The following is a 22,753-nucleotide window of genomic DNA, read 5'->3' as shown; positions in this document are numbered from 1 at the left end:
AGATGGTTCGACACGGTGTCGAAACGGGCTTGCGTGGACGCCGCATAGCTGTGGGCATGGATCGGCCGCGCATTGCGTTGGTGAACGCCGCACACGAGCCGGGTGAGACGGCGCGGAACTTCCGCCGGGAGTTGGACGCTGAGCTGGTGGAGTTCCACGCGAAGGGCGGGCGGGTGCCGGGGCACACTGAGTTCGATGGGGTGGTGGTCACCGGGTCGAAGTCGTCGGTCTACTGGGACGAGCCGTGGATCGAGGCGCTGTGTGACTACGTCGAGGACGTGCACGCTGCGGGGGTGCCGGTGTTGGGCGTGTGTTTCGGGCATCAGGTGCTCGCCGAGGCGCTTGGGGGGACCGTCGAGGACATGTCGGGGTTCGAGTTGGGATACCGAACCGTCGAGCGCGTCGCCGACGACCCGCTCTTCGAGGGGCTGCCGGAGTCGATGACCGCGTTCACCACCCACGGCGACGTGGTCACGGAGTTGCCGGCGGCGGCGACGCTGCTGGCGGAGAACGACTACGGCATCCACGCGTTTCGCGTGGGGCAGTCGGTCGGCGTGCAGTTCCACCCCGAGTACGACATGGAGACCGCCGAGCGCATCGCCACCGAGAAAGACGTCTCGGAGGCGCGCCGGGACGCAGTGCTGGCGGGGATCACGCCGGAGGCGTACGCGGCGGCGTGCGAGACCAAGCGGCTGTTCGAGAACTTCACACGGCAGCTCGGGCGGGGCACGGACGGCGGAGCCGAAAACTAGCAGGGTTTTTTTACGCATTGGGTCTGAGTACCACGTATGCTCGACTACGTGGGATTGGAGGCGGACCTCGACAGCGAGGAGCGCTTGATCCGGGACACGGCGCGGGAGTTCGTCGACGAGCACGTGCAGGACGACATCGGCGAGCACTACTTGGACGGGACGTTCCCGACGGAGCTCATCCCGGAGATGGGCGAGATGGGGTTTTACGCGCCGAACCTCGACGGCTACGGGCTGCCGAACGTGTCGGAGACGGCCTACGGCCTCCTGATGCAGGAGTTGGAGGCGTGTGATTCGGGGCTGCGGTCGATGGCGAGCGTCCAGGGGGCGCTCGTGATGTATCCGATTCACGCGTTCGGCAGCGAGGCGCAAAAGGAGCGATGGCTGCCGGCCCTGGGTGCGGGGGAGGCGGTGGGGTGTTTCGGGTTGACCGAGCCCGAACACGGCTCGAACCCGTCGGCGATGGAGACAACGGCGGAGCCGGACGGCGACGAGTACGTCCTGAACGGGTCGAAGACGTGGATCACGAACTCGCCGATCGCGGACGTGGCGGTCGTGTGGGCCAGGGACCACGGCGAGGACGACACGCCGGTCCGGGGGTTCCTCGTGGAGACGGACCGCGACGGCGTCACCACCAACGAGATCGACGAGAAGCTCTCGCTGCGCGCGTCGATCACCGGCGAGATCAGCCTCCGGAACGTCCGCGTGCCGGCGGAGAGCCGGCTGCCCGGCGTCGAGGGGATGAAGGGGCCGTTGTCCTGTCTGACGCAGGCCCGCTACGGCATCGCGTGGGGGGCGGTGGGTGCGGCCCGCAACTGCTTCGAGACCGCACGGGAGTACGCCACCGACCGCGAGCAGTTCGACCAGCCCATCGGGGGGTTCCAGATGCAACAGGACAAGCTCGCGGAGATGGCGACACAGATCACCACGAGTCAGTTGCTCGCCCACCGGCTGGCCGGGCTCAAGGAGCGCGGTGACCTCCGGCCACAGCACGTTTCGATGGCCAAGCGCAACAACGTCCGGATGGCCCGCGATCAGGCGCGTGTCGCCCGCGAGATGCTGGGCGGGAACGGCATCACGACGGATTACCCGCCGATGCGCCACATGGCGAACATGGAGACCGTCTACACGTACGAGGGCACCCACGACATCCACACGCTGATTCTCGGCGAGGACCTCACGGGCATGCAGGCCTACCAGTAGGCGCGATCAGTCCCGCGCCGGCGGGTCGTCGCGCACGATGTTGCCGAGCAGCGCCCGGCGGTCAGCGCCCGCTCGGTAGAGGCGTTCGCGAAGCGATGCGTACCCGGGCACCGAGCCGAGCGCGCCGAACACCGGCTGGAGCGCCGGGACGTCGTGGGCGAGCGTGCGCTCGATGGCTTCCCCACAGGAGTAGACGGCGTCGTCGGTGAGCAGGTGCGCGCAGTTCTCGTAGTCGTCGGGCAGCCGCGCGCGCTGGTCGGGGGACAGCTCGGTGAACCCGACGAGGGCCACGTCGCCGTGGCGGGCGGCGACGTTCGCGCACCACGTGCAGAACCCGCAGTCGTCGTCGAACACCAGCCGCGGTGGGTGGTCGTGTGTCGGTGCCATGGGTGGTTAGTCGAACCGCCCCGTGATCGTGCCACACGACTCACAGACCGTGTGGATCTCGTCGCGGGCGTCCGCGAGCGTGATTTCCTGGGTGGTTTCGCCCCCGCAGTCGGGGCACTCGCGGAGCGTTTCCGTGTCGCCGGCGTCCTGTGGAGCGCCGACGGCGAGCGCGCGCACCCGTTCGTCGCCCTCGTTGACGCCGCGCTGGAATTCGCCGGGGCCGAAGCGCGCGAGTTCGCCCGCGGAGACGGCGACGTCGCCGTCGAGGGTGCGGAACGTGACCGTGCCGGCGAGCACGTAGAACACTTCTTCCTGGGCGGCGTGGGCGTGGAAGCCGTACGAGAAGCTGTCGCCGGGCGCGAGCTCGTAGACGTTCATCGCGGCGTCCGAGAGGCCGAGCGCGTCCGTCAGCGGGAGGCTGCGGGCGGCCGGGCCCATCCGGGAGTCGAGGTCGTCGAGGCGCACTGTCCGCATACGCGGGAGTGGGGGTGTCACGCGCATAAGCCTGCGGGGTCGGTGGCGTGTCGCCCGAGGGATTCATACCGGCTGCGGCCCCAGCGTGGGTATGGCAATCGACCCGCAGTTCACGGAGAACCGAGCGCAAGTAGACACCCACAAGGGACACGACGTCTGGGGGCCGGTCGAGGAACCCGAGAAGCTCGGGGTGCACGGCACCCACGTGGCGGTTGACTTCGACATCTGCCTGGCGGACGGGGCGTGCCTGGAGGACTGCCCCGTGGACGTCTTCGAGTGGGTGGAGACGCCCGACCACCCCGAAAGCGAGCGGAAAGCCGACCCGGCGAACGAGACGCAGTGCATCGATTGTATGCTCTGCGTGGACGTGTGTCCGGTGGACGCGATCGACGTCGATGCCGGGCGCGCCTAGGGCGGGGTTACGACCGCTCGATCTCGAGTTGGTCGCGGAGCTGCTGGAGCGCGTCGCTGTCGGAGATGTCTTCCAGGCGCTGTTGGAAGTGCTGCTCGCAGACGCCGACTTTGAGGCCGCTTTTCTCGACGGTGAGGTCGGCGTCCCGGTCGCAGTAGTGACACTGCATGAAGGATCGTTGGGGCTGGAGCCACCTGAACCCCACGACAGTGACACGACTGGCGGGTGTTAGTCGGCGAGGCGTGTGCGGACGGCGGCGTAGGCGTCGCGGTCGAGGCCGGCGGTGCCGAGCGTGTGGTCGTGGGCGTCGGTGCCGCCGGTGGGGATGAGGTCGTGGGTGTCGATGGCGTCGGCGACGAGTGCAGCGCCGTCGTCGGGGGCGGTGCCGACGGGGCGGTCGTAGGGGTAGTGGGCTTCGACGGCGTCGAGGGCCGCACAGAGCGCAAGCGCGTGCTGTGGGTCGTCGTATCGAAGCGGGTGCGCGAGGCCGACGAGGCCGCAGGCGTCGGTGAGGAGGTCGACGCCGGTCTCGAAGTCGGGGACGTCGCGGGCGACAAAGCAGGGGCCGTCGTTGCCGATGAGGCTGTCGAAGACGGCGTCCATGGTGTCGTAGTCGGTGTCGGGGTGGGCGGTGATGGCGCGCGCGATGTGGGGGCGGCCGAGGCCGGGCCGCGGTTCCAGCGGGAGTGAGACGCCGAGTCTGGCTTCGACGCGGTCGATGATGCGGCGGCCGCGGTCGCGGCGGTCGCGCTGGATGCGGTCGCATTCGGCGGTGAGGGCGTCGGTGCCGTGGACGCCGTAGCCGAGGAGGTCGACGCGTTGGGGGCCGGTGTCGACGCGGAGTTCGATCCCGTGGATGACAGTGATGTCGTCGCGGACGGTGACCGGGGCGTCGAGGGCGGGGTGGAGGCGGTCGTGGTCGGTGATCGCGACGGCGGTGACGCCCGCGTCGTGGGCGGCGTCGGGGACGGCGTCGATGGTGAGTGTGCCATCGGAGTTGGTGGTGTGGACGTGGAGATCCGCGTGAACCATACGGATAGGCGGTGGGCGCGGCACCTAAACGTCGTGGTCGGTGCAGCGGACGAACGTTCATGATCGACCACCCAGAATACTCTTGTGGAGCGAGCCCGACGTGTACAATCATGACGTTCAAACAGGCCGCGGACGTATTGCACGCACAGGAGTATCCGGCCAGCGCGTCGGCGATCGCGGCCGCGTGTGGGGACGTGGAACTGGAGTCCGCCGGCGGGGAGGATCTCAGAACGGTGATCGCGCGCACCGGCGTGGACGAGTTCGCGTCCGCCACCGAGGCGACGTTTGCGGTGTATGGGGCGCTGCCGGCGGCGGCGGTCGGCAGGATCGGGTACACCGACCGTGACCCGGATCCGATGGGCGTTGAGGGCAGCGATCCGGTCTCGTTTTGAGCAGTGTGTGACAACACACCGCAATGACCGATAGTTTGAAATGTGAGAGCGAAGAACTACCGTGTACACATCTACCATGTCAATGGGTGCCTACGACGAGGCGGAACACGAGCGCAGGGAGGCGAAACATAGCGTCGACGTCTCCGCGGACGACGACGAGCGGGCGGCGTACGACGGCGACGTGGAGTTCACCACCGACGAGTCGACCGAGGAGTTGCTCGCGCAGTTCAAAGCGATGAGCGACTAGTTCCTGAGGACGGACAGCGAGACGGTGGTCACGACGATGACCGCAACGACGTGACCGGCGACGGCGAAGACCAGCAGCGGATGCCCCCAGACGAACGGGAGCAGGACCGCTTGGGCGGTTCCGAACCCGAGCGTGCGTTTGTCCACACCGGCCATGCGGGAGGCGGTGGCGGGCTGGAGGGATTGGGTGAGCGACCGCCACAGCGCGACGACGGCGGCCCACCAGCCGGTCCCGATGCGGTAACACACGTCCCAAAGCACGAGCAACGCGAGTGCCGACGGGATCACTGGGGGTTGCTCGCCGAGCAGGCCGGCGACCAGCGTCGCGCCGTCGCGGGGGTCCCAGACGAACAGGTACGTCATGAGGAGCACGTACGACACCACGCCGAGGACGACTTCGATGCTGGACGCGAACAGCAGTTGGCGGTATCTGGCGGGGACACCCGGGCCGCGGGCGCGGGCACCGATGTCGAGCATGAACGCGCTGCCGGCGGCCGCCACCAGCACGGCGGCCGTGCCGGGGAGGATCGCGCCGGGGAGGTCGTAGACGGCGGCGGTCACGAGGACGCCGACTTCGAACAGCACGAACTGGATGAGGACCGCCAGCCGGTCTGAGATGTCGATCCCGGGGATGGCACCGACGATGCTCTCGTACACCCAGGTTTCGCCGTAGACGCCGCCGGCGGCGTGGGCGGTGGATGTGGGTTCCTGGTAGTCGCTGGGCGGGGGGTCGCGGGAGTCACTCATCGGCGGCCACCCCGCGCTCGCGCAGCGCGTTCGCGGCGGCGTCGTCGAACGGCGTCAGCGACACGTCGACGAGGTCCTGGATGCGGTCGTCGGTGACCACGACCGGATGTTTGAGGCCGTGGATCAGGGGATGGGCGACGCTCCGGGGCACGTCGGTCACGAGGTCAACCCAGTACGTCGAGAGCGTCGGCGTCAACACTGGCACGGGAACGAGCAAGAGGCGCTGCCCCGCAAGTGTGGCGGTTCGTTCGAGCATCGACTTGTACGAGAGCACGTCGGGGCCGCCGATCTCGTACGTGTTGCCGGCGGTCGCCGGCGTTTCGAGCACGCCACGCAGGTACGCGATCACGTCCGCGACGGCGATGGGCTGGCAGGGCGTCTGCACCCACTTGGGCGTGATCATCACGGGGAGGCGGTCGACGAGCTGGAACACCAACTCGAAGCTAGCGCTGCCCGCGCCCACGACGACGGCTGCGCGAAGCGTCGTGAGGTCGAAGGCCGCACCGGCGAGCACGGCTTCGACTTCGCGGCGTGATTCGAGGTGATCCGAGAGGTCGGTGCCCTCTTCGCCGAGGCCGCCGAGGTAGATCACGCGGTCGACCCCCGCGGCGTCGGCGGCGGCGGCGAAGTTGCGGGCGGCGCGGCGGTCGCGCTCCGCGAAGTCGTCGCCGGCGCGCATCGAATGCACGAGATAGTAGGCGGTGTCGATGCCGTCGAAGACGCCCGCCAGCGACGCGGGGTCGAGCAGGTCGCCCTCGGCCACGTCGACGCTGGTGTCGGGGTCGTAGCCGTCGGCGTCGCGGACGAGCGCCCGGATGTCGTAGCCGGCACCGGCCAGCGCCGGGGTGAGGCGGCCGCCGATGAACCCGGTCGCTCCCGTGACAAGAACTCCCATAGTTTCGATTGGGGCGTCACCTGGTTAAGTGTTCAGCCGGCTGACTGGTGGTCTCACCAGTGATATATAGCACACACAGTCCTATGGAGGGATGGCAGCCACCACGTAGCCATATTATAAACGGGTTTACTGGTTCCGGGTGGCATTCCAAGCGATGCACTCAGACCCAGACGACGGGGCCAGCGGACCAGTGTCTCGGCGAGCGTTCGTGGCCGCAACCGGTACTGCGGGTGTCGCGGCGCTTGCCGGCTGCGCCAACAGCACCGACGGCAGCGGGGGCGACGGCACGGAGGCGGCCAGCCAGGACGGCGACGAGACGGCAAGCCAGTCCAGCCAGCTCGACACCAGCGTGTTGACCGGTGACGGCTCCTCGACGGTATTCCCGATCACCAACGAGGGATCGAGCTACTGGAACTCGAACCCCGAGGCCGGCGACGAGGATTACTGGCCCGAGGAGTGGGCCAGCGAGTACGACACGGAGATGCGGCTCGCTGATTATTTCGCGTCGGAGTACGGCTACGAGGCCGGTGGGGAACGGTCGAGCCCGCCGTTCCGGGTGAGCATCGCGTTGAGCCACTCCGGCACCGGCATCGAGGGCGTCATGGAGGACCGCGTCGACATCGGTGACGCGTCGGCGTCCGCCGCCGACGAGCTGCCGGACGCGGACAGCGACACCCTGGATGGGTTCGTCGACCACGTCGTGGGCGTCGACGGGCAGCCGATCGTTGCCAGCCGTGAGGTCGTTGACGGCGGCGTCGAAACCATCACCATCGAGGAGTTGCGCGGGATCTACCGCCAGGAGATCACGAACTGGTCGGAGCTGGGCGGCCCGGACCGCGACATCCTGGCGCTGGGGCGCGCAGAGGGGTCGGGCACGGACACGTCGTTCCGGGCGAACGTCTTCGGCGATCCCGAGGCGGCGATCAGTCCCGACCAGCGCTACGGCCAGAACCAGCAACTCCAGCAGGCCATCGGGCAGGCGGACAACGCCATCGCGTACATCGCGTTGGCGTTCGTGCAGCCGGACGGCGACACCCCGCCGCTTGACCTGGAGATCGACGGGACGACGTACGCCTACGGGGAGAACCTGGGCGCCGAGGAGTACCCGTTGTCGCGTGACCTCCACGCGTACACGTGGCAGGACACCTCGCGGAAGGAGGCCGCGTTCATCAACTTCCTGTTGAGCGAGTTCGGCCAGGAGAAGTTCGTGACGAGCAACGACTACTTCGCGTTGCCCGAGTCCCGGCTGTCGACGGAGCGCGAGAAGGTCGCGGCGTCGAACTACCAGACGTGAACCGGAGCGGCCGGCACGGCACGGCGGCTCGGAGGCGCCAGCCATGATGCGGCGCGTCAAGCGGACCGTGGCGGCCCGCGTCACGGATCCGGTTGTGGGTGTGGCGCGGTCGGCGCGCGAGTACCGCTCCCGGACCGGTGACACGGCCGTTGCCGTGCAGGCCGTGATCTGCGGGTCGCTAGGGGCGGCGTTCGTGGCGTTCCTGGTGGGATCGCAGTGGACCGTCTTCCCGGCGGGCGTGTTCCTGGCGACGACAGTCGTGGGGTGGCGACGCGAGCAGGCCGCCACCGGCAAGGCGGTGACGTTTCTGATGACGGTCGGAACCGTCGGCGTGTTGGCGTTGATCGTTGCGTTCTTGCTCGTGCGGTCGGTGCCGGCCGTCGAGCACATGGGCGTTGGGTTGCTGGGGCGCACCGCGGACCCGCTGTGGGCGGCCCGCGACGGCGGCGTGTACTCGCTTGCGCCGATGCTCGTCGGGACCGCGATCACGACGTGCATCGCGACGGTGATCGCGACACCCGTCGGGATCGCGGGCGCAGTGTTCATCAGCGAGATCGCGCCCCCGCGGGTGCGTGACGTGGTGAAGCCCGGGATCGAGTTGATGGCGGGGATCCCGTCGATCACGTACGGGTTCATCGGGTTGACGGTGTTGAACCAGTATTTCTACGCGGAGTTCCGCACGCCGACGATCGGGTCGTATCTCGCCGCGGGCGCGATGATCGGCGTGATGGCGTTGCCGACGGTCGTCACCATCTCCGAGGACGCGCTGGCTGCGGTCCCGGAGTCGGTGAAAAGCGGGGCGCTGGCGATGGGGTCGACGCCGTGGCAGACGACCAAGAGCGTGACACTGCCGGCGGGGTTGTCGGGGGTGTCCGCGGGCGTGCTGTTGGGTGTCGGACGTGCCATGGGGGAGACGATGGCGGCGACGGTGATGCTCACGCACACGAAGGGGTTCCCGTCGCCGGTGTTCGACGTGTTCTCACAGTACGGGGAGACGCTGACGACGGTCATCGCCTTCGAGGGGGGGAACGCCAGCGGCGTCCACATGAGTGCGCTGTTCGCCGGTGGCGTCGTGTTGTTCGTGACCGTGATGGCGTTGAGCGTCGGGTCACAGTACGTCGAGTGGCGGATGCACCGCAAGCTCGGGGGTGAGACCTGATGGGGACCGCGACGAAGACCCAACTGGCCACCGGGGAGTCGGTGGTGGGTGCGGTCACCTCGCGCACCGTGCTCGGGGTGACGGCTGCGACCGTCGTCCTGGCCGTGGCGTGTCTCATGCAGTGGGTTGCGCCCGGCGGGGCTGTGGTCGGGATCCCGGTCGCCACGCTGTTGGGCGGCGGGCTGGCCGTCGCTGGCTGCGGGATCGCGGTGTTGGGCGCCGGGTCGCGGCTCGGATACATCGAAACCACGCCCTCCCGTGCGACCAGTCTGGCCGCCGGCTGTGTCGTCGGCATGCTGTGGGCGGTCAGCGGTGGGGTCGCCACGACGGTCGCCGTCGGCGGCGGGGACGCGTGGCTGCCCGTCGCCGTGGTGGGTGGCGTGGCGGGGGCGCTGGCGACCGTGTTGCCCCGCGAGGACGCCGGTGCGACGCTGCCGGCCGCGGCCGTGATCGTGGGGTGGGGCGGTGCGATCGCGGCCAGCGGCGGCGGTGGTGGCTGGACGTGGGCACCGGCGTGGTCGTCGGCGGTGTTCCCGGGCACGGAGATCGTGCCGGTGGTGGCTGTCGGCGGTGCGTTGCTGGCGGCGTGGAGCGGCGCGAGCGCACACGCTGGCTTCGGCGCTGAGGGGCGGCAAGCGGGGGCGTACGCGCTGGTCGGTGCGGTGGTCGTCGGGACGCTTTCCGTGTTGGTGTTGCTCGTCGGGTTCGTCGTGTCGAAGGGGATAACGCCCGTGTTGACGGGCGCGAGCCTGACCGGTGGCACGCTCGGGCTGCCGTTCGTCGACGCCGCCGTGCCGTGGCCGACGCTGCCGTTCGTGACCAACCAGACCGGCGGCCTCTACGTCACGATTCCGGGGGTGTTCCCGGCGCTCGTGGGCACTCTCTGGCTGGTGTTCGGTGCGATCGTGGCCGCGGTGCCGTTGGGCATCGGGGCGGCGGTGTTCCTCACCGAGTACGCCGAGCGCGGTCGGTTCACGCAACTCGTCGAGGTCGCCACGAACGGGTTGTGGAGCACGCCCAGCATCGTGTTCGGCCTGTTCGGGTTGGCGTTCCTGGTGCCGCGGCTCAGCGGCGGGAACTCGATCCTGGTCGGCCAGCTGGTGTTGGGGTGTATGCTGTTGCCGCTGGTGTTGCTGACCTGTCGGGAGGCGCTGCTGGCGGTGCCCGACGCGCACCGCGACGCCAGCGCCGCGCTGGGCGTGACGAAATGGCAGACGATCCGGAGCGTCGTCGTGCCGGCTGCGATGCCGGGCACGATCACGGGCGTGATCCTCGGGGTGGGGCGCATCGCGGGCGAGACCGCGCCGCTGTTGTTGGTGTTCGGTGGGGCACCGTACCCGTCGAACACGCCGGACGTGCTGGGCAGCTTCTCGCTGACGGCCCAGCCGCCGTTCGTGACCAACGACGCGCTGTTGGCGCCCGCCAGCGCGCTCCCCTACCAGCTGTACACGACGATCACCGCGGGCGTGTTCCCCAAAGACGAGTTCACCACGGCGGCGTTCGGCTGGGGGACTGCGCTGGTCTTGCTGGCGGTAGTGATCGGGTTGTACGCGGTCGGCATCGCCAGCCGTCGGTACTTCAGGAGGAAGCTACATCATGAGTGACACACCACAATCGGAGCCACGACGCAGCGACGACCGTTCGGGAGCCGACGACGCCACCGCGGCGGCGGCGGCGGGCAGCACAGACGCAGCCGCGGCCGCCGTCTCGTCGAAGACGGGCGGTATCGCGGGCCCGCCTGGCGGGCCCGGTGAGGTCGACGGCGACGAACCGGCGGTCGCCAGAACGGTCGGCGAGAGCGACGAACAGTTGCAGGACGCGTGGACCGACTACGAGTTCGACGGGGACGCGAAGGTCAGCGTGTCCGACCTGGATACGTACTACGGCGAGGAGCGGGCGTTGGAGTCGGTCTCCCTGGACATCCCCGCCGAGAGCGTGACCGCGCTCATCGGGCCGTCGGGCTGCGGGAAGTCGACGTTCCTGCGGTGTTTGAACCGCATGAACGACCGGATCAGGGGGGCGCGCGTCGAAGGGAGGGTGGCTCTCGACGACAGGGACGTCTACGGTGACGGCGTGAACCTCGTGGAGCTGCGCCGGCAGGTGGGGATGGTGTTCCAGGAGCCCAACCCGTTCCCGAAGTCGATCAGGGACAACATCTCCTACGGGCCCCGGAAGCATGGTGACCTCGAAACGGGGCTGCTTGCGCGGCTGCTCGGGCGCGACGACCGGGACGCGGAGCGCGACCTCGTCGAGCGGGCGCTGCGGCGCGCGGCGCTGTGGGACGAGGTCAACGACCGCCTGGGCGACAACGCGTTGGGGCTGTCCGGGGGCCAACAGCAGCGCCTCTGTATCGCGCGGTGTCTGGCCGTCGATCCGGACGTGATCCTGATGGACGAGCCGGCGTCGGCCCTGGATCCGGTGGCGACGGCGAAGATCGAGGACCTCATCGAGGAGCTCGCCGAGGAGTACACCGTCGTGGTGGTCACGCACAACATGCAGCAGGCCGCCCGGATCAGCGACCAGACGGCGGTGTTTCTCACCGGCGGGCGGCTCGCGGAGTACGACGCAACCGACGCGATCTTCCAGAACCCCCAGAGCCAGCGCGTCGAGGATTACGTCGCCGGGAAGTTCGGGTAGTCGACGGATGGATCGGTTCAGTTGGCGGCCGCAGCCGGGCGGCCACAGGGCGACCGCTCGCGGCGTCCGGTCGGGGGTGTAGCGCGTGGAAACGCGCAAAATCCAGCAGGTCGGCGGCGGCACGTACACGGTGTCGCTGCCGGGGTGGTGGGCCACCGAGCACGGCGTGAGCGCGGGCGACACGGCGTATCTCTACCCACACAGCGACGGCTCGCTCGTCGTGCGGTGGGGTGAGGCGGCCGACAGCCCGCTGGCGTCGACCCGTGTGCCGGTGCCGTCGGACGCTCCGCCCCGGGCGGCGGCGGACGCGTTGGACGCCGCGTACGTCGCCGGGTTCGAGGAGATCGACGTGAGTGGGGTGGCCGCGTCGCCGCCGCCGGCGGCGGAGGTGGCGGTGTCGGCACCGCAGTCGGCCCGTGGTGACGGCGACGGGAGTGGCACTGCTGGCCCGACAGCCGCCCAGCGGGACGCAGTGATCGACCGGGCGCGCACCCTCCCCGGGGTTGACGTGGCTGCGTCGTCGGCCGACCACGTGGCTGTCCGGGGGCTGTTTGACGCGGCTGACGTCTCCATCCGGCGGTCGCTCATGCGGCTGCGGTTCAACGCGTTGGCGGCCCACGAGGCCGCGATCGACGCCGTCACGGCGTCCGGCGGCGGCGTGATCGAGCGCGTGGAAGACCGGTGCCATACGGCCGATCGGACCGTGCGGCTGATCGAGCGGTACGGGAACCGCGGGCTGGCACAGCGGTCGACGCTGGACGCGCTTGCGGTGTCACGGCCCCAGGTGGCCGGCTGCGTGGCGGCGGCGCGTGCGCTGGAGCGCGCCACTGCTCGTGCGGGCGACGTTGCGGCGGTCGGGGAGCGCGCCGCCGGGAGCCTGGACGACGACGTTGCGCGGGTGCTCCGTGGGGTGAGCGAGGACGCGTGTGCGAGCGTGGACGCTGCGACGGACGCGCTCGTGGAGGCGGTCGGCGGGTCGAGCCGGGTGCCGAGCGCGCACGACGCGCGCCGGCAGTGTGCGCGCGTCCGCCGGGTCGCCGACTGCGTGGAGCGCGCGGCGCTCGACGACGACGCGGCCGCGATGCGGACGCCGAGCACGGCGGCTGTGGCAGTCCGGGCGATTGACGGGCTGGTGGGGACCGCGGACTGCGGTGCGGCCATCGCTGCGGTCGCGCTCCGGATGGCCGTGGGCGCACAGCGGTAGCGGCGGCGAACCTGGTATCCCTCCGGCACGCGAAGGCAGCGTATGAGCGAGGCCTGTGACGCCTGCGGCGACGACGTGCGGCTGGCCGGCGGCATCGCGAACATCTGGGCGAGCGAGCCGGTCCGCACGGGCGGGATGACGCTGGAGTTCGACGACGGCACGGAGCACTTCCTGTGTTTCGACTGTATCGAGGCGCTGCCCGACGCGCCGACGGCCGCGGACGTGGAGGCGCTGAAGGGATGAGGTTTTCCGCGCGGCAGCCCTCGCGTCGTGCGTGCAACCGGGTCGCGTCGTCGAGGAGTTCCCCGCGCCGGAGTTCCGGGGCGCCCAGCGGCAGGCGCTGGCGGACATCCAGGCGGCGTTCGACGCCGGCAACGACGTGGTGTTGGTGCGGGCACCCACTGGCAGCGGCAAGAGCCTGCTCGCGCGGGCCATCATGGGGTGTGCGCGGCGGGCCGCCGACGCCGACCCCAGCGACGCCGTGGGGGCCTACTACACCACGCCGCAGGTGAGCCAGCTCGACGACGTGGCCGCCGACGACCTGCTGGAGGAGTTCAAGCTGATCCGGGGGAAGTCGAACTACACGTGCATCCTCCCCGGCGAGGAGGCGACGCCCGTGGACCGCGCGCCGTGCGCCCGCGAGCGCGGCTACGACTGCGCGGTGAAACACCGGTGTCCGTACTTCGCGGACCGCGCCATCGCGTCCTCGCGGGCGTTCGCCGCGATGACGCTGGCGTACTTCATGCGCACCGCCGGGTCGGAGGTGTTCCGGAAGCGCGACGTGTGTGTCATCGACGAAGCCCACGGGCTCGCCGAGTGGGCGGAGATGTACGCGACCATCGACCTCGACGAGCAGCGGGTGCCCGTCTGGGAGGACGTCCGGGTTCCGAGCGGCCTCGACGGCGACCCCGAGCGGACGGCTGATTTCGCCGACCACCTCCAGGGAGTCTGTGAGGGCGTGAAAGACGAGCTGCTCGGGCAGGACGAGCTCACCACGGAGGCGGTGGCGCGCCGGGACCGCTTGCAGGAGCTCATCGCCGAGCTGGACTGGTTCATCGAGGACTACCGGGACCCCGAATCGGCGACGACGTGGGTGGTCGACGCCGACGAGGAGGGGGTCACGATCAAACCCATGGACCCCGAGCGGTATCTGTCGCACACGGTCTGGGACCGCGCGAACAAGCACGCGTTGCTGTCGGCGACGATCCTGAACAAGGCGGCGTTCTGTCGGAGCGTCGGTCTCGATCCGTCGACCGTCGCGCTGGTCGACGTCGAGCACACGTTCCCCGTGGCGAACCGGCCGCTGTACGACGTGACCCAGGGGAAGATGACCTACGAGAACCGCGCGCAGACGCTGCCGAAGCTGGCGGACACCGTCGTCCGCGTGATGGCGACCCACCCCGACGAGAAGGGCATCGTTCACGCCCACAGCTACGACATCGCGGAGAACCTGGCGGCGCGTCTCGCGGACGCCGGTGTCGGCGACCGTGTGCGCACCCACGACGCCGACACCCGGGATGCCGAACTGGAGCGCTGGAAGGCAAGCGACGACCCCGAGGTGTTCGTCGCCGTGAAAATGGAGGAAGCCCTGGATCTGGCCCACGACCTGGGGCGCTGGCAGGTGCTGTGCAAGGCGCCGTTTCTGAACACGAACGACTCCCGGGTGGCCGCCCGTCTCGCGGACGGCCAGTGGGCGTGGTACTACCGGACGGCGCTGCAGACGATCATTCAGGCCTGCGGCCGGGTGGTGCGTGCGCCCGACGACTACGGCGCGACCTACATCGCGGATTCGAGCGTTCTGGACGTCTTCGAGCGCGCCCGTGGGGACATGCCGCCGTGGTTCGCGGCGCAGGTGGACGCGATGACGACGCCCGACCTCGCCGAACCGGACCCGGCGGCCGCGCTGGGGGAGACGACTGCCGGCGTCGAGCAGGTCGAGGCCGCCACCCGTTCAACGGACACCGGTGGTCGCGGGTCGACCGGCGAGACACAGCCCGATCGGGCGGCGAGCCGCGACGACCGGGACAGCGAGGGGTCGCCGGTCGCGGACGTCTGGAACACCGAGTGATCAGAGCAGCGAGACGGCGTACGCGACCGACGACCCGAGCAGCAGGATCGTGAGGACGATCGCGCGGTACTGGTTGCGGTCCATGCACACACCTGTTGCCGGCGACGGGTAGGCGTACCGGTGGGCTTTCGTCGGAGCCACGTGAACGCGGCGGTGTGCTCCGAACACGACTGCTCGGTGTTGGACTGCTCGCGTCCGGGTTGCTGCACCTGTTCGGCGCGAACCGGCTGCTCGACTGGGCGGCGACGGCCTACGATGTCGGCCTGGACGCGGAGTTCACGCCCGGGCCGACGACGGCGTGGCGGGTGCGGGGGGTCGGGGTGGCGTCGCTGCTGGCGGGCGCACACCTCGCGTACCACGGGCGTGTGGTTCCGAGAAACGACGGCGACTAGGGAACGCGGGCGTCGATGGCGACGTGGAAGACGCCTTCGCTGTGTGATTTGACGCGCCGCGTGTCCAACACCGAGGGGGCGGGGCGGCCGGCGCGCTGGCAGCCGGCGCGGAGCCGCGAGAGCGGGCGCTCCCAGAGTTCCGCATCCGGAACCGCGCTGTGGGCGTGGAGGACGCCGCCGGAAGCGAGGTTGTCGAGGGCCGCGTCCAGATAGCCGGGGGTGGACGCGGCGTCGCCGACGGGACCGCCGCCGAGCGCGTCGTAATACCCCATGACGATCCGGTCGGCGGGCGCGTCGACCTCGCGGCAGTCCCCGAGGATGGTGTCGAGCGTCTCGGCGACGTCGTTGAGTTGGGCGTTCTCCGCGAGGAAGCGGAACGCGGTGGGGTTTTTCTCGACGGCGGTGACGGTCGCGCCGGCGCGGGCCATCGGGAGCGCGAAGTAGCCGACGCCCGCGAACATGTCCAGCACGCGCTCGCCGGGGCCGGTGGCGTCGCCCATGCGTGCGCGTTCGGCCTTGTTCCCCGGCGAGAACATGACCGCAGCGAGATCCAGCGCGTACCGAGTGCCGTGTTCGACGTGGACGGTTTCGGTGTCGCCGTCCCCGGCGACGACCGAGACGTCCGGGGTCCGGTGTTCGCCGGCGACGCCGTCGCCGCGGTCGAGGACGGTGTCGGCTTCGCGGTGGAGCTCCAGCAGCGCGGCCCCGACCTCACCGGGCCGGGGGCAGTCGGTGAAGTCCGCCAGGATCACGCTGCCGAGGACCGCCCACGACGAGGGGGCGCGCTCGCGCTCGGCGGCCGACCAGCCGCGCTCGCGCAGGCGGTCGCCGAGGTCGGGGGCGCGAGGATCCGGGTCTGCTTGGGCGATGGCGCGCTCGAAGGCGATGCTGGCTGGTTCCTCGGTGACCGGGAGTTCGACGTGGTCGGCGTCGTGCTCCCGGACTTTCCGGCGGTCGTCGTAGACGCCTTCGTCCTCCAGCCCGTCGATAGCGCGCTGGCTGTCGGGTTTCGGGACGACGACGGCGAGGCTACGCATCGGGGAGGACGTGGAGACCCGCGCGGGATTTGAGCGCCGGGACCGTCGACGCGTCGGGGTCGACGTAGTCGGGGCGGGCCACGGTCTGGGCCTCGTAGGTGTCGGGGTCGAGGATCTGGATGGCCGCGTCGTCTTCGACGGTGACGACCGTCGCCTCGGTGGCGTCCGCGACGGCACCCAGTTTGCGGGCGTCCGGGCTGTCGCCGTCCTCGAAGCTCGCCTCGTAGGGTTCGCCCGTGGTCACGCGAACGCCCTTGAGGTTGCCGTGGTTGGACTGCACGAGCACCGGACCGCCGTCGTCGGCGGCGATGTCCACGACATCCCCGGGAACGAACTCGGGCAGCCGGACGGCGTAGGTGACGCGGTAGACCTCGTTGCCGTCGTCGTCCTCGGTGATGAGCGTCTCGTGGTCCTCGAAGTCGCCGCCGAACTCCTCGACGAGCTTGCGGGCGAGTTTCAGCCCGATCTTGGTCGTGGAGAGTTTGATGTCGGTGCCGGATTCGGCGTCGCCGATCTCGGTGACGAACGCCTCCCGGTCGCCGGTGGCCTCCATGTCGGCGACGATGCGGTGGGCGAGCTCGGCGGCGCGGTCGGTCTCCTCGCTTGTGGGGTCCCGGCCGACCGCCCGCACCTGCACTGTCGAGGCGTAGGACTCCCCGGCGATGCGGCCGCAGCGCTGGCAGGTCTGGCGGCTCACCTTCACCGTGACGGCGACCTGCTCGGTGCGGTGGGTGTCCCGCACGACGCCGGTGAACGTCGCGTGCATCCGGACGGTGTTGTCGTCGAGTTTCTCCGGGCGGACCTCCCAGTCGACGTCCTCGGCCTCAAGATGGACGCCGAGCGCCTCAGTCGTCTCCGCGACGGCGACGTCGACGTAGTCGTCGGCGCCGATGTCCACCCAGCGGTTCCCGCGGTGGACGGCCCCACAGCGGGCACACACCATCACCTCGATGGTGTCGGGGGCGTCCACGAGATCGAACGCCGCGAAGTAGCAGGAGTCGCACAGCGACTGCTCGCGGCGCGTCGCCCCGTCACCGCCGGCCGAGTCAACGGGGTCGCCGCACTCGGGGCAGAAACTGCTGCCTGCGTCGGTCATGGGCCGGGATAGCGCTCGCAGGCTGTTAAGTACCCCGTCACGGCGGCGGCCGAGTGCGGCGACCAGTTTCACTTTCAGTGTGCTGTATACGAGACTTTATGCGTGGGGCGGCACAACCAGGAGATACATGCCTGAATCCGATCTCGAAGAGTTGCCCGGCGTCGGCCCGGCAACCGCAGAGAAGCTCCGCGACAACGGCTTTGACGCGTTCCAGAGCCTCGCAGTCGCGAACAGCGCCGAACTCTCGAACACCGCCGACATCGGCGAAAGCACCGCTGCGGACGTCATCCAGGCCGCACGCGAGGCCGCCGACGTGGGCGGCTTCGAGACCGGCGCGACCGTCTTGGAGCGCCGAGAGCAGATCGGGAAGCTCACCTGGAACATCCCCGAAGTCGACGACCTCCTGGGGGGCGGCGTCGAGACCCAGTCGATCACCGAAGTGTACGGCGAGTTCGGCGCGGGGAAATCCCAGGTCACCCACCAGCTCGCGGTGAACGTCCAGCTCCCGACCGAATACGGCGGCCTCCACGGCCGCGCGGTGTTCATCGACTCCGAGGACACCTTCCGCCCCGAGCGCATCGACGACATGGTGCGTGGGCTCTCCGACGAAACACTCCAAGCGGCGATGGAGGCCCACGAGATCGAGGGCAGCACCGACGACGAGGACACCCTCACGGAGCTCGTCGACGCGTTCCTGGACAAGATCCACGTCGCGAAAGGCTTCAACTCCAACCACCAGATGCTGCTGGCGGAGAAGGCCAAGGAGATCGCCAGCGAACACGAGGACGGCGACTGGCCGGTGCGGATGCTCACCGTCGACTCGCTGACCGCGCATTTCCGCGCCGAGTACGTCGGCCGCGGCGAGCTCGCGGACCGACAGCAGAAGCTCAACAAACACCTCCACGACCTCGAAAAAGTCGGGAACCTCTACAACGCCGCGGTGCTGGTCACCAACCAGGTGCAGTCGAACCCGGACGCGTTCTTCGGCGACCCCACGAAACCCATCGGGGGCAACATCCTCGGGCACAAGTCGACGTTCCGGATGTATCTCCGGAAGTCGAAAAACGACAAGCGCATCGTGAAGCTCGTCGACGCGCCGAACCTCGCGGACGGCGAAGCCGTGATGCGAGTACAGGACGAGGGCCTGAAGCCCGAATAAGCGGCCGCGGTCTCAGGCGTCGTCTTCGGTGGTCGTCCGGTCGGCCTCGTCGCCGTCGCCCGTGTAGATCTCCGCGCCGTCCTGGACGACCTTCTCCGAGAGCACCGCACACTTGATGCGCATCGGCGTCACCTCGACGCCGAGCATGTCCAAGATGTCATCCCGGTCGAGGGCGTCGACCTCCGCGAGCGTCATGCCCGGGAGTTCCTCCGAGAGCATGCTGGCGGAGGCCTGACTGATCGCGCAGCCGTCGCCGCGGAACGCCACGTGAGCGATCGTTTCGCCGTCGTCGTCGAGGGCAACGTCGAATTCGAGTTCGTCCCCACACGAGGGGTTGTATCCTTCGTGGGTGAACGACGGCTCGGGGAGCTCGCCCTGGTTGCGGGGGTTGCGGTAGTGATCCAGGATCTGCTGTCGGTACATGTCCGAACCCATGCTCATATTGCTTGCTGGTAGGGCAGAACGGCGTAAAAACGTTCCGTGGCGCTGACCGATCAGGGCGCGAAGATCTGGCGGGCCTCGTCGACCGCCGCAACCAAGGCGTCGACCTCGTCGCGGGTGTTGTAGAGGTAGAACGACGCGCGGGCCGACGCCGGGACGCCGAGGGTGTCGTGCAGCGGCTGCGTGCAGTGGTCGCCGGCACGGATCGCCACGCCGTAGTCGTTCAGGATCGAGGACAGATCGTGGGCGTGGATGCCGTCGACGTTGAACGACACGACCGCGCCGCGGTCGTCGCCCGGCGGGCCGTACACGTCGACGTCGTCGGTCATCGTGAGCTGGTCGTAGGCGTACTCGGTGAGCGCCTCCTCGTGGGCTCGGATGGCGTCCATGCCGATGTCCTGGAGGTAGTCGACGGCTTCGGCGAGCGCGATGCCCTGCGCGATGACCGGGGTCCCGGCTTCGAACTTCCAGGGCGGGTCGTTCCAGGTGGCGTCCTCGTAGGAGACGCGCTCGATCATGTCGCCGCCGTAGAGGAACGGCTCCATCTCCGCGAGCAGGTGGCGCTTGCCGTAGAGGCAGCCGATGCCCGTCGGGCCGAGCATCTTGTGTCCGGAGAACGCGTAGAAGTCGGCGTCGATCTCCTGGACGTCGACAGCGCGGGTCGGCGCGGCCTGCGCGCCGTCGACGAAGATGTAGGCGCCGTGGTCGTGGGCGATGTCCGCGAGCTCGCCCACGGGATTGACCGTGCCCAGAGTGTTCGAGATGTGGACGGCGTTCACGAGGGCGGTGTCGTCGGTGATCATGTCCGCGGCGGCGTCCATGTCGAGGTAGCCGTCGTCGGTGATGGGGATGTATTTCACCTCGGCGCCGGTTTCATCCGCGACCTGCTGCCAGGTCACGAGGCTGGCGTGGTGTTCCATCTGCGTGAGCACGACCTCGTCGCCGGGGCCGAGCTCGTTCAGTCCCCACGCGAACGCCACGAGGTTCTCGGCTTCGGTGGTGTTTTTCGTGAACACCATCTCCTCGCGGTCCTCGCCGCCGACGAACGCGGCGAGCTTGTCGTGGGCGTCCTCGTAGGCGACGGAGGCCTCCTGGCTGAGTTCGTGGAGGCCGCGGTGGACGTTCGAGTTGTACCGGCGGTAGTAGTCCGCGATGGCGTCGACGACTGGCTCAGGGGTGTGTGAGGTGGCGGCGTTGTCGAGGTAGACGAGATCCTCGCCGCCCGCGACCTCCCGTTCGAGGATCGGGAAGTCGGCGCGCACGGCCTCGACGTCTATCGGGCCCTGTTCGGTGGCTTCCATTGAAACGGTGTAGGGAGCCGGGCCACTACTGTTCTTCGGTGGGCCGAAATCCGGCCGCGACTGGGGTGCTCAGAACTGCATGAACTGGGCGTGGACCGTGCCCTCCAGTTCGAGCACGTTGGCAGCCTCGACGTGTCCCGCGTCGATGGCGATGCCGACGGCGGTGTCACCGACCACGTTCCCGATGGTGGCGCGACCCAGCGCCGCCCGGACGGCGTCTGCGTCGGCGGCCTCGCCGTCGTAGAAGGACTCGGTGACGGTGAACTCGGTGCCGCCGTTGTCGTAGGTCTCCCCGAGCACGTCACGGTCGCAGGCCGCAACCAGCAGCCCCCGGTCGGTGTGTCGCTCCCGCATCACCAACGGCGACGGAGTGGTCATCGCTCGTCGACGAGTTCGCGTTCCTGCTGGCTGCGGATCTCGTCGGCCTGCTCGGCGACCTTCGTGGCCTCCTCGTCGCGGCCGAGTGCCTCGAGCGCGCGGGTTTTCTCCTCGTAGACGTCGGCCTGCTGGAAGCCCAGGCGGATCGCGTTGTCCAGGGCGTCGAGCGCCTGCTCGGGGCGGTCGCGCTCGTTCTCGATGAACCCCAGGTTGTACCACGCCTGTGGCAGGCGCTTGTCCACACGGACCGCCTCCTCGGCGTGCTCGTAGGCCTGTTCGTCCTCGCCGAACTCCCAGAGCGCGTACGCCAGGTTGGTGTGGGCGGCCGCCTCGAAGTCCCCGTCGTCGGCGACGAACAGCGCCTCCCGGTGTGCGCCGACGGCGGCGTCCCACTCTTCGAGCTCGCCGTGCGCGATGCCCTTGTTCACCCAGGCCTCCTGTTCGCGGTTGTCGTCGTCAGTGTACTGGGCGGCGCGCTCGAACGTGTCGACGGCCTGCTCGTTGCGGTTGATGCCCATGTAGCTCAACCCGACGTCGATGAGTTCGTCGGCGTCGACGGCGTCGTTGTCGAGGGTGCGCTCGTCGAGGGTGTCCGCGACCACGCGGCTGTCGACGGGGTCGACCGTGTCGGGGTCGACGTCCAGTTCCGGCGGGTCGAGGTCGAAGCCCGCGTAGGGGTCGTCGAAGCCCGCGCCCTCGGAGAACTCGTGATCGAGGGCGTCGTCGTCGAGCCCGGCGGCGTCTTCGGGCGCGGGCTCGCCGTCGGCGTCCTCGCTGCGGTCTGTCATACGGCGTGGTTGGCGAGCCGCGGGGTTAAGGCCTCCGCACCCGGCCGCGTGCGTGTGAGCCGCCTGCGCGACGCCGGCCGAGCGCACCGACAGAAGAACAACGTTTTAACGACGGCGGTGGTACTCGCGTCCACTATGGGTAAGAAGTCGAAGGCCTCGAAAAAGCGGCTGGCCAAACTGGAGCGCCAGAACAGCCGCGTCCCCGCGTGGGTCATGATGAAGACGAACCGAGACGTCCAGCGCAACCCGAAGCGCCGCAACTGGCGGCGTAACGACACCGACGAATAATGAGCGCCAGCGAATTCGATGACCGCTTCGTAACGGTGCCGCTGCGTGACGTGACGAAGGTGCCGAGTCACGAGCGCGCCGGCGAAGCGATGAACATCATCCGCCAGCACCTCGCAAAGCAGTTCGCCGTCGACGAGGACGCGGTCCGCCTGGACCCCTCGATCAACGACGCCGTCTGGAGCGAGGGCAACAACAACCCGCCCCGGAAGCTCCGTGTGCACGCTGGGAGCTTCGCCGAGGACGGCGAGACAGTCGTGGAAGCCGACTACGAAGGCTGACAAGCTTGCTACGCGCTGCGTTCCGTGGGTCCGCGTATATCGGCGTGTTCGCTCGCGCCACCGAGAGCTGTGTGCTCGTTCGCCCGGACCTCGACGACGACTTCGTCGACTCGATCGCCGACGAGCTGGGTGTGCCCGCCGTACAGACCACCGTCGGCGGGTCCTCGACTGTCGGGTCGCTGGCAGCGGGGAACAGCAGCGGGCTGCTTGTGAGCAACCGGATCCGGGAGCGGGAGCGCGACCGCATCGAGGCCGCCGGCGTCACCGTCGGCGAGCTTCCCGGCGCGGTCAACGCCGCCGGGAACGTCGTTGTCGCCAACGACGACGGCGCGTACGTCCACAGCGGGCTCTCGGACGACGCCGTCGCGGCCGTCGAGGAGACCCTCGACGTGTCGGCGACGCGGGGCCAGCTCGCGGGCGTCGACACCGTGGGCACGGCCGCCGTCGCGACCACTGACGGCGTGCTCTGTCATCCGAAGGCGACGGACGCGGAACTGGAGCGCATCGAGGAGACGCTGGGCGTGTACGCCGACGTCGGCACCGTGAACTACGGGGCGCCGCTGGTCGGCTCCGGGCTCGTGGCGGCCGACGACGGCTACCTCGTCGGCGACGACACGACGGGGCCGGAGATCGGCCGGATCGAGGACACGCTCGGCTACATCGAGTAAGAACGCCTTCGTTGCCCACCTGTGCGGT

At 69.4% G+C, this 22,753-nt stretch carries 30 protein-coding genes; 17 read left to right on the top strand and 13 right to left on the bottom strand.

Going from position 1 to position 22,753, the window contains the following annotated elements:
* The first annotated feature begins 56 nt into the window (after nucleotides 1–56).
* Both JRZ79_RS23070 and JRZ79_RS23065 read left to right on the top strand, forming a co-directional pair.
* Entirely contained in the window at nucleotides 57–752 is a 696-nt protein-coding gene (locus JRZ79_RS23070; protein WP_205252251.1) for a type 1 glutamine amidotransferase, read from the top strand.
* Nucleotides 753–788: 36 nt separating this feature from the next.
* Entirely contained in the window at nucleotides 789–1,952 is a 1,164-nt protein-coding gene (locus JRZ79_RS23065; protein ID WP_205252250.1) for an acyl-CoA dehydrogenase family protein, read from the top strand.
* Between the two features lie 6 nt (nucleotides 1,953–1,958).
* On the opposite strand, the gene JRZ79_RS23060 is transcribed toward JRZ79_RS23065, so the two are convergent.
* Both JRZ79_RS23060 and JRZ79_RS23055 read right to left on the bottom strand, forming a co-directional pair.
* The gene (locus tag JRZ79_RS23060) at nucleotides 1,959–2,339 is read right to left on the bottom strand and encodes a DCC1-like thiol-disulfide oxidoreductase family protein (protein ID WP_205252249.1); all 381 of its coding nucleotides are present in this window, start codon (nucleotides 2,337–2,339) and stop codon (nucleotides 1,959–1,961) included.
* 6 nt (nucleotides 2,340–2,345) lie between these two features.
* Entirely contained in the window at nucleotides 2,346–2,813 is a 468-nt protein-coding gene (locus tag JRZ79_RS23055) for a cupin domain-containing protein (protein ID WP_012289517.1), read from the bottom strand.
* A 91-nt stretch (nucleotides 2,814–2,904) separates the two neighbouring features.
* Here JRZ79_RS23055 and JRZ79_RS23050 point away from each other — a divergent pair, with 91 nt between their 5' ends.
* Complete coding sequence (locus JRZ79_RS23050) at nucleotides 2,905–3,225, top strand: ferredoxin family protein (protein WP_010903863.1); 321 nt, start codon at nucleotides 2,905–2,907, stop codon at nucleotides 3,223–3,225.
* A 7-nt stretch (nucleotides 3,226–3,232) separates the two neighbouring features.
* On the opposite strand, the gene JRZ79_RS23045 is transcribed toward JRZ79_RS23050, so the two are convergent.
* Nucleotides 3,233–3,394, bottom strand: a complete 162-nt coding sequence (locus tag JRZ79_RS23045; RefSeq protein WP_012289516.1) for a DUF6757 family protein — start codon at nucleotides 3,392–3,394, stop codon at nucleotides 3,233–3,235.
* Between the two features lie 59 nt (nucleotides 3,395–3,453).
* Nucleotides 3,454–4,257 (bottom strand): PHP domain-containing protein, encoded by an 804-nt coding sequence (locus tag JRZ79_RS23040; RefSeq protein WP_136360937.1) that lies wholly within the window; start codon nucleotides 4,255–4,257, stop codon nucleotides 3,454–3,456.
* Between the two features lie 110 nt (nucleotides 4,258–4,367).
* On the opposite strand from JRZ79_RS23040, the gene JRZ79_RS23035 reads away from it, so the two are divergent.
* Entirely contained in the window at nucleotides 4,368–4,649 is a 282-nt protein-coding gene (locus tag JRZ79_RS23035) for a hypothetical protein (protein ID WP_070807660.1), read from the top strand.
* Between the two features lie 76 nt (nucleotides 4,650–4,725).
* Nucleotides 4,726–4,896 (top strand): DUF5786 family protein, encoded by a 171-nt coding sequence (locus JRZ79_RS23030; protein ID WP_012289514.1) that lies wholly within the window; start codon nucleotides 4,726–4,728, stop codon nucleotides 4,894–4,896.
* Here the strand turns inward: JRZ79_RS23030 and JRZ79_RS23025 are convergent.
* Together JRZ79_RS23025 and JRZ79_RS23020 are read right to left on the bottom strand one after the other, a co-directional pair.
* Nucleotides 4,893–5,642: a hypothetical protein gene (locus JRZ79_RS23025; RefSeq protein ID WP_010903860.1), complete on the bottom strand. Its 750-nt coding sequence runs from the start codon at nucleotides 5,640–5,642 to the stop codon at nucleotides 4,893–4,895. The genes JRZ79_RS23030 and JRZ79_RS23025 overlap by 4 nt on opposite strands.
* Nucleotides 5,635–6,537 carry an NAD(P)H-binding protein gene (locus tag JRZ79_RS23020; protein ID WP_010903859.1) on the bottom strand — a complete coding sequence of 301 codons (903 nt, stop codon included), beginning with the start codon at nucleotides 6,535–6,537 and terminating at the stop codon, nucleotides 5,635–5,637. The genes JRZ79_RS23025 and JRZ79_RS23020 overlap by 8 nt, the downstream gene beginning before the upstream one ends.
* Before the next feature lie 154 nt (nucleotides 6,538–6,691).
* Here JRZ79_RS23020 and JRZ79_RS23015 point away from each other — a divergent pair, with 154 nt between their 5' ends.
* The 7 genes from JRZ79_RS23015 to JRZ79_RS22985 all read left to right on the top strand — a co-directional run bounded on the left by JRZ79_RS23015 (nucleotide 6,692) and on the right by JRZ79_RS22985 (nucleotide 14,899).
* Nucleotides 6,692–7,831 (top strand): substrate-binding domain-containing protein, encoded by a 1,140-nt coding sequence (locus tag JRZ79_RS23015; RefSeq protein ID WP_136360935.1) that lies wholly within the window; start codon nucleotides 6,692–6,694, stop codon nucleotides 7,829–7,831.
* A 43-nt stretch (nucleotides 7,832–7,874) separates the two neighbouring features.
* Complete coding sequence (pstC, locus tag JRZ79_RS23010; protein ID WP_010903857.1) at nucleotides 7,875–8,990, top strand: phosphate ABC transporter permease subunit PstC; 1,116 nt, start codon at nucleotides 7,875–7,877, stop codon at nucleotides 8,988–8,990.
* Nucleotides 8,990–10,594: a phosphate ABC transporter permease PstA gene (gene pstA, locus JRZ79_RS23005; protein WP_205252248.1), complete on the top strand. Its 1,605-nt coding sequence runs from the start codon at nucleotides 8,990–8,992 to the stop codon at nucleotides 10,592–10,594. The genes pstC and pstA overlap by 1 nt, the downstream gene beginning before the upstream one ends.
* Complete coding sequence (pstB, locus tag JRZ79_RS23000; protein WP_205252247.1) at nucleotides 10,587–11,627, top strand: phosphate ABC transporter ATP-binding protein PstB; 1,041 nt, start codon at nucleotides 10,587–10,589, stop codon at nucleotides 11,625–11,627. The genes pstA and pstB overlap by 8 nt, the downstream gene beginning before the upstream one ends.
* 85 nt (nucleotides 11,628–11,712) lie before the next feature.
* Nucleotides 11,713–12,831, top strand: coding sequence for a phosphate uptake regulator PhoU (locus JRZ79_RS22995; protein WP_205252246.1), 1,119 nt, complete (start codon nucleotides 11,713–11,715; stop codon nucleotides 12,829–12,831).
* A 42-nt stretch (nucleotides 12,832–12,873) separates the two neighbouring features.
* Nucleotides 12,874–13,074, top strand: a complete 201-nt coding sequence (locus JRZ79_RS22990) for a hypothetical protein (RefSeq protein WP_136360931.1) — start codon at nucleotides 12,874–12,876, stop codon at nucleotides 13,072–13,074.
* Nucleotides 13,075–13,105: 31 nt separating this feature from the next.
* Nucleotides 13,106–14,899: an ATP-dependent DNA helicase gene (locus tag JRZ79_RS22985; RefSeq protein WP_205252245.1), complete on the top strand. Its 1,794-nt coding sequence runs from the start codon at nucleotides 13,106–13,108 to the stop codon at nucleotides 14,897–14,899.
* On the opposite strand, the gene JRZ79_RS22980 is transcribed toward JRZ79_RS22985, so the two are convergent.
* The gene (locus tag JRZ79_RS22980; protein WP_157849924.1) at nucleotides 14,900–15,040 is read right to left on the bottom strand and encodes a hypothetical protein; all 141 of its coding nucleotides are present in this window, start codon (nucleotides 15,038–15,040) and stop codon (nucleotides 14,900–14,902) included.
* Between the two features lie 14 nt (nucleotides 15,041–15,054).
* Here JRZ79_RS22980 and JRZ79_RS22975 point away from each other — a divergent pair, with 14 nt between their 5' ends.
* Nucleotides 15,055–15,291: a hypothetical protein gene (locus JRZ79_RS22975; protein WP_049892570.1), complete on the top strand. Its 237-nt coding sequence runs from the start codon at nucleotides 15,055–15,057 to the stop codon at nucleotides 15,289–15,291.
* Here the strand turns inward: JRZ79_RS22975 and JRZ79_RS22970 are convergent.
* Nucleotides 15,288–16,328, bottom strand: a complete 1,041-nt coding sequence (locus JRZ79_RS22970) for a class I SAM-dependent methyltransferase family protein (protein ID WP_205252244.1) — start codon at nucleotides 16,326–16,328, stop codon at nucleotides 15,288–15,290. The genes JRZ79_RS22975 and JRZ79_RS22970 overlap by 4 nt on opposite strands.
* Nucleotides 16,321–17,424, bottom strand: coding sequence for a 60S ribosomal export protein NMD3 (locus JRZ79_RS22965; RefSeq protein WP_136360927.1), 1,104 nt, complete (start codon nucleotides 17,422–17,424; stop codon nucleotides 16,321–16,323). Before JRZ79_RS22965 ends, JRZ79_RS22970 begins: the two co-directional genes overlap by 8 nt.
* A gap of 127 nt (nucleotides 17,425–17,551) precedes the next feature.
* On the opposite strand from JRZ79_RS22965, the gene radA reads away from it, so the two are divergent.
* Nucleotides 17,552–18,583: a DNA repair and recombination protein RadA gene (gene radA / locus JRZ79_RS22960; protein WP_012289511.1), complete on the top strand. Its 1,032-nt coding sequence runs from the start codon at nucleotides 17,552–17,554 to the stop codon at nucleotides 18,581–18,583.
* A gap of 12 nt (nucleotides 18,584–18,595) precedes the next feature.
* On the opposite strand, the gene JRZ79_RS22955 is transcribed toward radA, so the two are convergent.
* The 4 genes from JRZ79_RS22955 to JRZ79_RS22940 all read right to left on the bottom strand — a co-directional run bounded on the left by JRZ79_RS22955 (nucleotide 18,596) and on the right by JRZ79_RS22940 (nucleotide 21,491).
* Entirely contained in the window at nucleotides 18,596–19,024 is a 429-nt protein-coding gene (locus JRZ79_RS22955; protein ID WP_010903848.1) for an iron-sulfur cluster assembly scaffold protein, read from the bottom strand.
* A gap of 53 nt (nucleotides 19,025–19,077) precedes the next feature.
* Nucleotides 19,078–20,325, bottom strand: coding sequence for a cysteine desulfurase (locus JRZ79_RS22950; RefSeq protein ID WP_136360926.1), 1,248 nt, complete (start codon nucleotides 20,323–20,325; stop codon nucleotides 19,078–19,080).
* Between the two features lie 69 nt (nucleotides 20,326–20,394).
* The gene (locus JRZ79_RS22945) at nucleotides 20,395–20,703 is read right to left on the bottom strand and encodes a DUF424 domain-containing protein (RefSeq protein ID WP_205252243.1); all 309 of its coding nucleotides are present in this window, start codon (nucleotides 20,701–20,703) and stop codon (nucleotides 20,395–20,397) included.
* Entirely contained in the window at nucleotides 20,700–21,491 is a 792-nt protein-coding gene (locus JRZ79_RS22940; RefSeq protein ID WP_205252242.1) for a hypothetical protein, read from the bottom strand. Before JRZ79_RS22940 ends, JRZ79_RS22945 begins: the two co-directional genes overlap by 4 nt.
* 135 nt (nucleotides 21,492–21,626) lie before the next feature.
* Between JRZ79_RS22940 and JRZ79_RS22935 the strand changes: the two genes are divergently transcribed.
* From JRZ79_RS22935 to JRZ79_RS22925, 3 genes are read left to right on the top strand one after another with little or no spacing between them, the layout of a single operon-like run.
* Nucleotides 21,627–21,779 carry a 50S ribosomal protein L39e gene (locus tag JRZ79_RS22935; RefSeq protein ID WP_010903844.1) on the top strand — a complete coding sequence of 51 codons (153 nt, stop codon included), beginning with the start codon at nucleotides 21,627–21,629 and terminating at the stop codon, nucleotides 21,777–21,779.
* Complete coding sequence (locus JRZ79_RS22930) at nucleotides 21,779–22,057, top strand: 50S ribosomal protein L31e (RefSeq protein ID WP_010903843.1); 279 nt, start codon at nucleotides 21,779–21,781, stop codon at nucleotides 22,055–22,057. Before JRZ79_RS22935 ends, JRZ79_RS22930 begins: the two co-directional genes overlap by 1 nt.
* A gap of 5 nt (nucleotides 22,058–22,062) precedes the next feature.
* On the top strand, nucleotides 22,063–22,725 hold the full coding sequence (locus tag JRZ79_RS22925) for a translation initiation factor IF-6 (protein ID WP_010903842.1): 663 nt from the start codon (nucleotides 22,063–22,065) through the stop codon (nucleotides 22,723–22,725).
* Nucleotides 22,726–22,753: the final 28 nt, after the last annotated feature.

This window comes from Halobacterium sp. BOL4-2, from assembly GCF_016917835.2.
Classification (GTDB): domain Archaea; phylum Halobacteriota; class Halobacteria; order Halobacteriales; family Halobacteriaceae; genus Halobacterium; species Halobacterium salinarum.
Note: the sequence above shows the minus strand (reverse complement) of the source record. Positions and strands in the feature narration are given on the sequence as shown.